The sequence below is a fragment of the Bradyrhizobium centrolobii genome (assembly GCF_001641635.1).
Classification (GTDB): Bacteria; Pseudomonadota; Alphaproteobacteria; order Rhizobiales; family Xanthobacteraceae; genus Bradyrhizobium; species Bradyrhizobium centrolobii.
In genome coordinates this window covers 139,167-151,652 of the sequence record NZ_LUUB01000022.1, presented here as the reverse complement: position 1 = coordinate 151,652, position 12,486 = coordinate 139,167, and the positions used below count along the sequence as shown (strand labels likewise).

The following is a 12,486-nucleotide window of genomic DNA, read 5'->3' as shown; positions in this document are numbered from 1 at the left end:
AGGGCGGTTGCAATTGACCGGCCAGACGCTTGATTACATCGGTTTCTTCGATGGCCTCCGCGGCTTTGCCTCTCTCTGCGCTAACTCTTCAACGAGCAGCACAAGCGCGCGGCGCGTGCCGCGGCTCTGAATTTCCATGAATGCACTGACGAGGCGGAGCGTCTCTCGCTCTTGAACATCACTAGACAAAGCGGCACCACAAACAAGACAGGTGAAACAATGTGAAGAATGCAAAGTCATGCGTGAATACGCAACAACGTGTGCAAATTAACGTAATAAATCAAAGTAAACGCGGCCCGCCCACGTACCCGCCCAATGGACCCGGTTCTAGTGAACCCATCAAGAACCCACGCATGCCAAAGCCGTACGGTAGCCGAGAGCGCGACTGCGCGGCCAAAGACACCATCGGCGCGCGCGGCGTTGACAATTTCATCAAACTGAATCGGACGGCCGACTATCCGCGCGGCGATGGCCCAACTTCAAGGATTTCAGCGGGCACGCTTTCACTTTGGCGCTACTCGGGCGCGATCAAAAAAAGTCTCGCGCGACGAGGAACCGAGTGCGCTACGTCGCATTCTTGAACGTATACTCACAATTGCGACGTCAAGTTGCCCCTTTAACAACGTGCAGAGGATGCGACCATGCCACGGGTAAATCAAACCAAGAAGCAGGGGTCTACAACCAAGGCCACCGCCGTGACGGCACTAGCCGGACTGGGTCTTTCTCTGGCGGGGAGCGCATCCGCAACCACGATACCCACTGCCGCCATCCCGCAAACTGACGACATCTCGCCCAATCAGCGCTTCGTTCTTGGCGAAGAGGAAATGGCCGACGTCAGTCTCGCCACGTTCCATCTCTTCGACAAGGAAGATGTTGGCAGCAACGTGCAGGAAGCAGCCGTTGTCGTTCGGGGCTGCCGAGGTTGCGGCGGTTGCCGTGGCTGCCGAGTTTGGCGTGGCTGTGGAGGCTGCGGCGGGTGCGGCGGCTGCTGCGCACGCTGGGGGCGGTGCCGCTGGTGCTAAGTTCCGCGACCTGGCGCCGTCGCGTATTTGTTAGCGGCTATGTCCAAGCGGAATGCCGTCGCTTCCGTCAAAGCGGGTTGCGCTTCGGCGGTCCGACTCGCAAATCTTGACGTGTCTGTCGGCAACGTGACGCCACACACGCTACGACATAGCGCGGCGTCGTGGCTGATGGAGCGTGGCGCCAATGCGGGAGGTGGCTGGCTTTCTCGGCATGAGTGAGAAGACGCCGCGGGAGACCTACGGCCATCATCATCCCAACCACCTGCGCGCTGCCGCGAACGCCATTGGAACGCATTCGGCACCGAGCAAGAAGGCAGGATTGGTCGTCTCGTTGGTTGATGAAATGGCGAAGCGCGAAAGGGCTTCGCAACCGCTTGAAATCACTGCTGGTCCCGGCAGGACTCGAACCTGCAACCAGACCGTTATGAGCGGGGGGATAATGGTCGGGTTTGTTGATTTTCTGCGATACTGTTCGCATTCAATCGCGTTTGTTACGTTTCGGTGCGGTCGTTTCCGGAGCGAAACTGGTGCGGTGCTGTTGGTGGGGAGGGGTCGTCACCTGAGATGCGGCTTGAGGTACCGGCCACGTAACGGGCTCGGTCAGAGCCGATCAGCTGGCGCGCCATTCGCTCGGCGCTACGCCCGACCAGCGCTGAAACGCATGTGTGAAACCGCTAGGATTGGCGTAGCCGAGCGCGAGAGCGATGTCGGTCACGTCCATCCTCGTGCCTGCGAGCAATTGGCGAGCAACTTCGAAGCGTGCTTCGTTGACCAATTCACGGAAACTCTTGCCCTCCGCTTGCAATCGACGATTCAGCGTCCGGGGCAGCATAGCCAGCTCACTTGCGACCGCCTCCAAGGAAATGTCAGGAAAAATCACGCGAGCGCGGAGCATGCGCGCGACCGTGTGTGTCATGCTTGGTTGTTCGACGGCCCAGTAAGCGGCAACCGATTTTTCCAGTATCCGGCGCAGCTCGCGATCGGCACTGCGAACTGGACGGTCGAGCAGACTTACGGGAAAAGCCATTGCATATTGTTGTGCGTCGAACCGCGGCGTGGAGCCAAAAAGGAGGCGGTACGGAGCAGTATTGCCGGGGGCTCGACGAGAGATCAAGATCTCGTCGGGCGCCGCGCCTACGAGTTCTTTCATGAAGCTGAATCCTGCCGCCATCGCGCCGTCGCCGATCTGATCGATTGCCTTCATGCCTGGATGATGGATGGCGTATCCCCAGAATGCGGTATCCTTCTGGATCACCAGATAAGTAACGGCGCCGCGCACATAGCGTCGCTGATTGGTGCATAGATCCAGGATCGCATCCCTAAGCGTCGGCGCAGTCCGCATGAGTCGGCCCACCAATCCAAGACTGGCGGTCGTTGACCGCTGTCCGACGAGAAGCCCGAAATGCTCGCAGCCTGTCGCGGCGACGCAAGCCTGGACAAGCCTGTCGAGCTCGATGAACGAGAGTGAATTTTCGGGATTGCGCAATAGGTCAGGGTTGATGCCCGCACCTGCGATCACCGTCGCCGGATCTTGGCCCATCTCTCGCAAGATCTCGGGGAGTTCGACCAGGACTCCGATACGTTGCTGCCCTTCCATGTTGCTACACCTCGGCCTGGATGCCTATGGAGAACCGCAATTTCAGGGACTCGAAATCGTACGTCGTGTCGCAAAATAACAAGCGGAAAGTGTTGATCTCGATCAATATGGCAATCGAGGCGTCGAATTTGATGACGCCGTACCCTGATTATCCAGTCGTGCGCTTTGTAACGAGTAGAGGTCTGGCATGGGTATCCCAAGCGCAGGGTCGAGCACCCTCGCGGCACGGCTCGCGCCGTTGTGCCGGCATCACGTCCTCCTGACATGCTTCGCCATGCTGCTCATCACGCCGCCGTTCCGCAGCGGCGACTGCTTGAGGTGCAACGCCGTAACAAATTCAAGGATTGGGTGAATGAGCGGCGTAGTGACCCATTTTGAGATCTACGGCGAGGCCCCTGCAGAACTCGCGCAGTTCTACGCTTCACTGTTCGGCTGGCAGATCGAAAAGGCGCCTGGCGTCGACTATTGGCGAATTCAGACCGAACCGAACGGCAACGGATTCGGCGGAGGTTTGACGTATCGCCCGGCGGACGGCCCGACTTCCTGGCTGCCTTACGTGACTGTCGCCGCGGTGGACCAGGCTCTTGCAGAGGCGCAACGCATGGGCGCGCGCATCGTGCGGCCGAAATCGGCAGTTCCCAGAACCGGTTGGTATGCGGTCCTCGCTGACCCCGAGGGAAACTCCTTTGGCATTTGGCAGGCGGACCGCACGGCGTTTCCACCGCCAGAACCGGACTGAAGGGCCTTCCTGCAAGAGGTGGCCCGCGACGATCGCAGCTCGGAGTGAAGTGAACTGGAACGACCACAAGGTAGAGGAGACGGACATGTACTATACCGACGACTCGATTCTTCCAGAGAATATGGCGCCACTGATCATCACCGCAGCCCCGTACGGGCCCGAGTGGATACCCGGTGACGCGGACATCCCGGTGACGTGGGATGAACAGGTTCAGGCGGCGGTGGATTGCTACAACGCCGGGGCCACGATGCTCCACGTGCATGTGCGCGATCCCGCCACTGGTCACGGCTCGGTGGACTTTGACCAGTTCAACTACTTTATCGGGCGGCTGAAGAAGGCTGTGCCGAAGATGATCCTGCAGGTCGGCGGCTCGATCTCGTTTGCACCCAAGTCGGCCGACGCGAAGGCGAAATGGCTCGACTACGATACGAGGCACATGCTGACGGAGCTCGACCCGAAGCCCGAATGCGTGACCGTCGCGGTAGGTACCAGCCAGTGGGATATCATGTCGATGATGCTGCCGGACGACATCATAGGCACCCATCTCGAGAATAACCCGAAGGTTCAAGCTGCCTGGGCCGGCATGTGGGTCGACGCCGGGCCGGCATTCTACCTCGAGCATCTGAAGCGGCTGCGCAAGAACCGCATTCAGCCGTACTTCGTTCCGGGCCACGTCCATCAGCTCGAGCTCATCGAGCGCGTGATCCGTGCAGGTGTTTACATGGGCCCGCTGAACCTCGCGATAGCCGGGTATGGCGGCGGAACCCTCGGCCGTAATCCGTTCGACTGGATGGAGATGGTCCGTCGCGTACCGCAAGGTTCGGTCGCGACATTCTGGTCGAGCATGAGGGGACTGATCTCGCTGTCTGCGATGGCGATCGTCCTCGGCCAGCACGTGCGTGTCGGTAACGAGGACAATCTGTGGGGGCCTGACAAGAAGCGCCGCACGACGGTACAGCAGATCGAAGGCGCCGTGCGCATATGCAAGGAGTTCGGACGCAAGGTCGCGACGGCGGAGGAAGCCCGCCAGATCATGAAGGTCGGTGTTTGGTACGACAGTATCGAGGAGACACTGCACAATCTTGGTCTGCCGCCGAACCGTAGGGACGGCCAGACTGGGTTCCTCGTGTGGGAGACCGAGGGCAAGAAGGGTGTCGCAAAGACCGGTGGCGACTCCCATCCGATGGCTTACTGCATGGTGCCGCCGACGCAGGTGGCGGCGGAGTAGAAGCCGGCGCCGGGTCCCGCGTTCCATCGATGCGGGACCCGTCAGCACTTAGGGACTTCTCGGTTCTCGTTTTCGAGGTGTCGAAGTGAAGGACAATCCGCGATCTGTGGAGACGACGACGGCAAGCGGTCCGCTGCATCAGACCGGTCCGTGGGATGCGGCGGTGGATAAGCTGCTCGAATGGGACCCGAGCTGGACCCGAGCGTGCGTGAGGATGACAACCGACCCGTGGGCTCGGGAGGTCCTGCCTCGCAAGCTCATCGAACTGGTCGGCGTGGCGCTCAATGCCGCCTGCACGAACCTCAACCCGGAGGGCACGCGTCGGCACATCCGCGCTGCGCTCGAAGCGGGCGCAACGCGGGATGAAATCCTCACGGTGTTCAAGATGGCGTCCGTGATGTCGATTCATTCCTGCAGCCTAGGCGCTCCCATTCTGCTCGAAGAGGCCAAGGCAGCGGGCGTGAACCCTCCGAAGAAACAAGCGACCGCGACACCGGCCTGCGACAAGATGAAAAAGGTCGGACAGTGGAATGCCGCGTGGGACCCATTTTGCGAGCTCGACCCTATCTGGACCGATGAATTCATGGCGACCGGCGCCGGGATCTACGGCGGCGGTGTGTTCTCTCCCAAGGAGATCGAGCTTCTGAGCATCGCCTTCGATGCGTCTTACACGCACATGTACGCGCCGGGCACGCGGAGGCACATCAAGGGCGCCCTCAAGGCAGGCGCGACGGTGGAAGAGATCATGGAGGTGCTGAAGCTCTGCGTTGTTCAGGGGGTGCAGGCCTGCAATCTCGGTGTGCCCCTCCTGGCCGAGGAATTGGAGCGCCTTTCTGATTGCAGAGGAAATGATCGTGTCGGAGTTCGCTGAGGTGGCCTGAATTGCATTTCGCAGCGAGGCTCGGGCGGGCCATGCGAATCGCTAATTTCGAATATCGGACTGCAATGGACAGCAACAGTCGTATCGGTGATCGCACGTTCAATCTGAGAGAGCGCGCTCTCGATGAAGCGAGGCGCTTTGCGGTGATGTTCGTCTATCTCTGGGTCCTGTTCGGGCTGTTCGTCCTGAACGAGAGAATCATTCTCGATCAAAGAGGAATCGACTTCGCGGCACACGGTTTCGCGCTGGTGAATGCTCTCGTCTTGGCAAAGGTGATGCTGCTGACGGAGGACCTGAACCTTGGTCGTTGGATGCGACGTCGACCACTGATCTATCCGATCTTGTTCGAATCCCTGCTCCTGACGGTCATGTTCATCTGCTTTCACGTCGCGGAGCGCGTCGTCATCGGACTGGCGAAGAGAGAAACCGTCGAGGCGAGCATCCCTGCGATCGGCGGCGGGGGATTTGCCGGGGTCCTTTGTGTCGCGGTGATCCTGTTCGTCGCCCTGATACCGTTCTTCGCATTTCGGAACGTCAGCCGTGAGCTCGCGCCAGGCCAATTGCACGCCATGCTGTTCGGAACGGCGGCCAAGGTGACGAAGGATCAGTAGCCAGGAGGAGGGCGTGATGGAGAAGAGCGAGAAGACGGGCAAGAGCAAGTCGAGCCAGCTCAACCGCACAGCTCCCGAGGCGCCCGGAGCGGCGCCTGCCTATGGCGACGGTACACCATTGGACCGCGTGCAGTATCTGGAGGCCAAGCTCATCCTGAAGCCGGATCGCTTCACGTCGGTGCAGAGCTTCCGCGACTTCGGCAAGATCGTTCGGCGGACTGCCAAGCGAGTCGGCGTCGACTTCATCGAGGACAAGAACGCCGACCTCAGACCGGAAATCCGGGAAATCATCTTTCTGGATACACCCGACTTTGCCCTCTACACCAACGCGTTCATTCTGCGACGCCGGGTTTCCTACGTTGACGGCTTTCCTGTGGGCGATCCCGAGATCGTGTTCAAGTTCCGTCACCCCGACGAACAGAAGGCCGCATCGCTGGACGTTCGTCCCAAGATCGACGGCAAATACCGGATCAAGTTCAAGGCCGAGGCGCTGCCGCTGAAGGATGAGGTCGGTGGCTACCGGATTCTGTATTCGCACAATTGTCAGTTCGGGCTGAGCCAGGCGCATGATCGGGACAAGACGTCGATGGCAACGCTGGACCGCGTCTTTCCGGCGCTGGCAAAGCTGCATAGATCCGGCGACGATCGGGTCAAGCTCGTGAATGAAGGCATTGTCGAGGAGGTCCTTCTGCCGCTGGGCAATCTGGACTTCGGCAAGGGCGTGCTGGCCAAATGCGACATCGCCTTGTGGCGCACCCGTGGCGAGCACTTGCCGCTGGTCGGCGAGTTTGCGTTTCCGGTCAAGTTCGACCGCAAGGAGGACATCGCAGCGAAGCAGAAAGAGCTCGCGGAGCAGTTCTACATCACGTTGCAGCGCGAGGTTGCTGGATGGCTGGCCCTGGGCGTGACGAAGACCGCCATGGTCTATCGCCTCAAGGGAGCTGGAGCGCAGAGCCATGAGTGAGATCGACACGAGAACGCAAGCAACTTGCGCGGGGGCAACGTTCGGCTGCGCTCCGATCGGTCGACGACCTCAGCAGCGAGGATCCAACCGGAGCGGAGCTCACTCTACCTTCGAGCGCCTGCTGAAAGAGTACTTCGCAAGACTTACCGTCGGTGAATTGCCGGCTGCGAGGAACGAGGATCATCGGAGCGAGCTTCACCCCGACACGCCAATCGCAGGTCAAGAGCGTGAGGCGCTTCCCGTTGCAACGCGAAGTCTGGAGATGGTTGGCGCGCGGCGTGACAGGACTGTTGTGGTCTATCGCCTCAAGGGAGCGGCAGGGCCATGAGTGAGGCAGGAACAGAGGTGCAATTCGAGGCAGGTGCCGAAGCGGCAGCGGCCAGAGTTGCGATCGGCGAAATATTTCTCGAGTTCTTGATCATCGGCGCTATCAGTTTCGGCGGTGTGGTGCCCTATCTGCGCGATCGACTTGTGGCAAGGCGGCACTGGCTCAGTGACAAGGAATTCGTCGAACTGCTGTCGATCAGCCAGAGCCTTCCCGGTTTGAACGCGACGAACATGGCCATCCTGGTCGGGCAAAAGCTGAGCGGCGCCCTTGGCGCCGTCGTCGGGATTCTCGGGATTTGCCTGCCGGGTAGCGTGCTGATGTTCATTGTCGGCATTGTCTACAGGTCGCATGGCGACCACGCATGGGCCACGGGCGCGCTGAAGGGGGTAGCCGCTGCCGCAGTCGGATTGGTGCTCTCCACCGTCGTGCAATTGAGTAAAAGATCGCTCGAGCAACGGGGCGACTACCTGTTCCTGGCTCTGACCGTGCTTGCCGTCGACCTCATGCACCTTTCCGTTCTGCTGGCGCTGGTTGGCGTAGGCCTTCTGGCAGTTCTCTGGCATCGGCCAATCGACACCAACATGGAGGAGCAGCCATGAGCGATCTTCCAGCCCTTATTCGGGTGTTCGCCTATCTCTCACTATTGACCGTCGGCGGCGGCATGGCGGCGTATCCGGAGATGAAAACGCTGACCGTCGACGTCCATCAGTGGCTAACCTCCCCGCAACTGGTGCACCTGTACAGCGTCGGCCAGCTGGCTCCCGGCCCCAACATGATGATGATCGTTCCCATCGGGGACTGGGTCGGCGGTCCGCTGGGCGCGATCCTGGTGCTGATAGCGTTTTTCGGGCCGACGGCTGTGTTGACGTTTGCCGTCGGTCGCTTCTGGACGAAGCTCGAGACGTGGCCGTGGCGGACGTCCATCCAGCAAGGACTTGCACCGGTCTCCATCGGCCTTCTTCTGGCCGGTTGCTTTACCCTGGCCAAATCCGCTGTCTTCGGGCTTGAAACCGCTGCGATCGCAGCAGGCGTCCTGTTGATCCTTCTGCAAACCAAAATCAATCCGGCACTCTTGGTGCTGGGTGGGGCGGTGATCGGCGTCCTTTCGCTTGAGTGATGGTGGGCGAGGCTGCGCCGCTTTGATGAGGGGCGAACTGTCAGAGGCCACGAATCCTTCTCCCAAATAGTACGAGGGGCCGTGCTTCGCTGCCAAGATGAGATCGCCAGATCGTGTTTCCGCTCCGAGACATCCTCGCCCGTTAGTGAGCCGTCCGATGATAGAGGCGCACCGCGCTGTTTGGTCTCTTCCTGCAATAGAGCCGCCGAATATTCGATCGAGTGGGGATGCCATAGCCAGATCGAACGTGGAGCGGTAGTTTGCGGAAGTATGGCGACGGGCAACCAAGTGAGGCGTTTCTGGTGCAGTGACCCAATCCGCGGCGAAACCTGATAAGCCAGCCTCTGATTAATTGGTGGTCCCGGCAGGACTCGAACCTGCAACCAGACCGTTATGAGCGACGGGAAATAGAGCAGCTTCATTGATTTCCCTGCGTTTTCGGTTGAATTCGATCGCGTTTGTTGTGTTTCGGTGAAGTCCTTCCTGGCGCGAAACTGGTGCGGTCCGCGGGGACGTTTGGCCACCGGCTGCCTTTGATTTCACCTGGATAGGGAGTACCGTGCCGCTTTCCACGCGGCGCGAGGATCCTGTTTGACATGGCGGTCGAGCAGTGGCTGCGAAATTTGGGATTGGCCCAGTACGCCAAGGCGTTTGCCGAAAACGATATCGATTTCGACGTTATCAGCGGGCTCACTGAAGCGGATCTCAAAGAACTTGGCGTGGCCTCGCTGGGTCACCGCAAGCGGCTGCTCGCTGCAATAGGCGAACTACAAATTGCATCGCCGTCGAACGTCTCGCCGACAGCCGACCGTACGGCCGGCGAGCGCCGTCAGGTCACGGTCCTGTTTGCCGATCTATGCGGGTTCACAAGCCTGTCTCGATCGCTCGATCCTGAGGAAATCCGTGAACTGGTAGCTCGGTTTACTGCTCAGGTGGATGGCATCGTCATCGGCTACGGAGGCACGGTCGACAAACATATCGGCGATGCGGTGATGGCGCTGTTCGGCGCGCCGCGGGCGCATGACGACGACTCCCTGCGCGCGGCACGAGCTGCCCTCGACGTTCATGCAGCCCTCGCCCGGATCAGTGACGCATCTCTCCGCCCATTACAGGCCCATATCGGTATTGCCAGCGGGGAAGTGGTGGCCGGCACGCTGAGCCGCGTCGAAGCGCATGACTACACGGTTCTTGGCGACAGCGTGAACCTGGCAGCGCGGCTGGTCGCGCTCGCCGGAGCGGGCGAGACGCTGCTGTCCGAAGGTGTCTATCGGGCTCTCTCCGATCGCGCGTTGTGCGAGGCGCTGGGGAAAACGGACGTGAAGGGTTTCGATGCACCGGTGCACATCTGGCGGCTGGTCGGTCTGTCGACCGACGCAGCGCCCGCTCACCGCAGCGCCTTTGTCGGACGGGTGGCGGAACTCGAGCAGTTCAAGGGCATACTAGCAGCAACGGTTGCGCGACGCAGTGGGCAGATTGTCTATGTGCGCGGTGAGGCCGGGATTGGAAAGACGCGCCTTGTCGAGGAGATGCGCCGTATCGCAGAGGCAAATGGCTTCACCGCTCACCGCGGCCTGGTCCTGGATTTTGGGGTAGGCAAAGGACAGGATGCGGTTCGCGCGTTGCTCGTCAGCCTTCTTGGTCTTTCACCCGCATCCGGAAGCGAGGCCAGGCTGCAGAAGGTCGATGATCTGGTCGCGGCGAACGTCGTGCCTGCTGAGCGTCTTGCATTTCTGTACGATCTTCTCGATCTCCCGCAAACCGGTGAATGGCGTACGCTTTATGACGCAATGGATAACACCGCACGGAACCGCGGCAGGCGAGCGGTGGCCGCCGCTGTCGCGGCGCATGCCTGTGCTGAGAAGCCGACCTTTATCGTCGTAGAGGACCTTCATTGGGCTGATCCGCAGCTCCTCGGGCATCTCTCGGCATTTGCGTCAGCGGTGGCGGACGGGCCGGGTCTCTTGATGATGACATCGCGTATCGAAGGCGACCCTGTCGATGCAGCGTGGCGTGCTGGCTGTCGCGGCACTCCATTCGCAACGATTGATCTCGGTCCGCTGCGTCGGGAGGAGGCGCTCAATCTCGCGGGCAGCTTCATGGACGCGACCCAGCGCGTCGCGGCTGCCTGCATCGAGCGTGCCGGCGGCAACCCGCTGTTCCTGGAGCAGTTGTTGCGCAACGCGGAGGAAGGTACGGCAGATGCCGTCCCTCCGTCGATTCAAAGCCTCGTGCTGGCACGCATGGACCGCCTCAATGCTTCCGACCGCTACGCGTTTCAAGCCGCGGCGGTCATCGGCCAACGTTTCTCTCTCGCTCTGCTGCGGCACCTCATCGGCGATCCGTCCTACGTCTGCACTGGTCTCATCAGCAACGCTCTCGTCCTGCCGGAAGGCGACGATTTCCTCTTCGCGCATGCACTAATCCAGGAAGGGGCCTATTCGTCACTGCTTCGGTCCAGCCGGAAAGATCTGCATCTTCGTGCCGGAGAATGGTTTGCAGGGCAGGATCTGGTTTTACATGCGCAGCACCTGGATCGCGCCGAGGACGGTCGAGCGCCAAGCGCTTATCTCGAGGCGGCGACGGCTCAACGCGCCGACTACCATATCGATGCGGCGATGCGCTTGGCCGATCGCGGACTCCAGATCGCGCGCGCGGATTCCGATCGCCACGCGCTGATCTGCCTGCGCGGCGAATTGCAGCGCGACCTTGGCGATGTCTCTTCCTCGATCGCTTCCTACCGGCTGGCAGTGTCCGCATCATCTGACGAAACCGCGCGATGCCGGGCGCGGCTCGGGCTGGCCGAGGGCTTGCGCGTCAACGAGGGCCTTAACGAGGCGCTTGAATTGCTCGACGACGCGCAGGACGTCGCCGAGCGCCATGACATGGTGAACGAGCTTGCGCGACTGCACCATTTGCGGGGAAATATTTTCTTTCCAATGGGTAACATCGAGGGCTGCCGAAGGGAGCATGAGCGAGGTCTCGAATATGCAGCCCGATCGGGCTCGCCGGAAGCCGAGGCACGCGCGCTCGGCGGCCTGGCGGATGCGGCTTACGCGCAGGGCATGATGCGCACGGCTTTTGACTACTTCAGCCGATGCGTCGCGCTTTGCCAACAGCACGGCTTTGGCCGTATCGAAGTGGCAAACCGCTCGATGGTCGGATTCAGCCGCATCTACCTTGGCGAACCCCGGCAGGCGCGCGAGGACGGCGAGGCCGCTGCCCGGCTGGCTGCGCTCGTCGGCCAACCCCGCGCCGAATTGCTCGGCGAGACGGCGAGGGTTTTCGCCTGCTACGAGCTCGGCGACTACGAGATGATGCAGGGCTATCTGGATCGGTCAATGCGGCTCGCCCATCAGCTCGGCGCAAGGCGCTTCGAAGCCCAGGGCCTGGAGATGCAGGCGCGCTTGTATCTCGATACTGGCCGGAGAGCCGAAGCTGAGACGATGCTGCGCGAAGCACTGGCGATCTGCAAGGAGGCCGGAACGCAGTTTTGTGGTCCCAAGGTCACCAGCGCCCTGAGCCGGGCGGTCGAGGGCTCCACGGAACGCCGGGATCTGCTGGCGGAAGGCAAGACAATGCTCGCCCGCGGTACCGTCGGGCACAATTACCTGTGGTTCTATCGCGATGCCATCGAGGGCCTTTTGTCGTCAGGTGACGCTAAAAGCGCGCTCGAATATGTCAGTGCGCTCGAAGAATATACGCGCGCCGAGCCCCTGCCGTGGGCGCACGCATTTGCGGCTCGCGGTCGCGCGCTCGCCGCTGCGTTGCGCGGTGCCGCCAACGAGGTCCAAAGAGGCGAGCTTCTTCGCGTCCGAAGTACGCTCGCGAGCGCGGGTTTGGCGGCCTTCTTGCCAATGGTCGACGCAGCCCTGGCAAAGTAAGTCGTGGTCTCGCTGCAGTTTCGATCGTTGCGACCGCCCGGAAAATGCGCGTGTCCAGCGACCAGCACCAGCACGCCGGCGTCGGCTCCTGGCCTTGCCTGACCTGCGCGTTGAAGGTC

General features: G+C 61.1%; 9 protein-coding genes. 8 read left to right on the top strand and 1 reads right to left on the bottom strand.

The features are described 5' to 3' along the window. Window positions 1-1,632: 1,632 nt before the first annotated feature. On the bottom strand, window positions 1,633-2,619 hold the full coding sequence (locus AYJ54_RS03500) for an AraC family transcriptional regulator (RefSeq protein WP_063696484.1): 987 nt from the start codon (window positions 2,617-2,619) through the stop codon (window positions 1,633-1,635). A gap of 352 nt (window positions 2,620-2,971) precedes the next feature. On the opposite strand from AYJ54_RS03500, the gene AYJ54_RS03495 reads away from it, so the two are divergent. The 8 genes from AYJ54_RS03495 (at window position 2,972) to AYJ54_RS03460 (ending at window position 12,367) form a co-directional block, all read left to right on the top strand. Then, on the top strand, window positions 2,972-3,358 hold the full coding sequence (locus AYJ54_RS03495; RefSeq protein WP_063696483.1) for a VOC family protein: 387 nt from the start codon (window positions 2,972-2,974) through the stop codon (window positions 3,356-3,358). Window positions 3,359-3,443: 85 nt separating this feature from the next. Then, the gene (locus AYJ54_RS03490; RefSeq protein ID WP_245328862.1) at window positions 3,444-4,586 is read left to right on the top strand and encodes a beta-keto acid cleavage family enzyme; all 1,143 of its coding nucleotides are present in this window, start codon (window positions 3,444-3,446) and stop codon (window positions 4,584-4,586) included. Window positions 4,587-4,671: 85 nt separating this feature from the next. Then, window positions 4,672-5,457 carry a carboxymuconolactone decarboxylase family protein gene (locus AYJ54_RS03485; protein ID WP_082905460.1) on the top strand — a complete coding sequence of 262 codons (786 nt, stop codon included), beginning with the start codon at window positions 4,672-4,674 and terminating at the stop codon, window positions 5,455-5,457. A 74-nt stretch (window positions 5,458-5,531) separates the two neighbouring features. Further along, window positions 5,532-6,077: a hypothetical protein gene (locus AYJ54_RS03480; protein ID WP_063696481.1), complete on the top strand. Its 546-nt coding sequence runs from the start codon at window positions 5,532-5,534 to the stop codon at window positions 6,075-6,077. Between the two features lie 16 nt (window positions 6,078-6,093). Then, entirely contained in the window at window positions 6,094-7,041 is a 948-nt protein-coding gene (locus AYJ54_RS03475) for a hypothetical protein (protein ID WP_245328868.1), read from the top strand. Between the two features lie 324 nt (window positions 7,042-7,365). After that, window positions 7,366-7,968 carry a chromate transporter gene (locus AYJ54_RS03470; RefSeq protein ID WP_063696480.1) on the top strand — a complete coding sequence of 201 codons (603 nt, stop codon included), beginning with the start codon at window positions 7,366-7,368 and terminating at the stop codon, window positions 7,966-7,968. Beyond that, window positions 7,965-8,486: a chromate transporter gene (locus tag AYJ54_RS03465; protein ID WP_063696478.1), complete on the top strand. Its 522-nt coding sequence runs from the start codon at window positions 7,965-7,967 to the stop codon at window positions 8,484-8,486. Before AYJ54_RS03470 ends, AYJ54_RS03465 begins: the two co-directional genes overlap by 4 nt. 596 nt (window positions 8,487-9,082) lie before the next feature. Further along, the gene (locus tag AYJ54_RS03460; RefSeq protein ID WP_063696476.1) at window positions 9,083-12,367 is read left to right on the top strand and encodes an adenylate/guanylate cyclase domain-containing protein; all 3,285 of its coding nucleotides are present in this window, start codon (window positions 9,083-9,085) and stop codon (window positions 12,365-12,367) included. Window positions 12,368-12,486 lie beyond the last annotated feature (119 nt).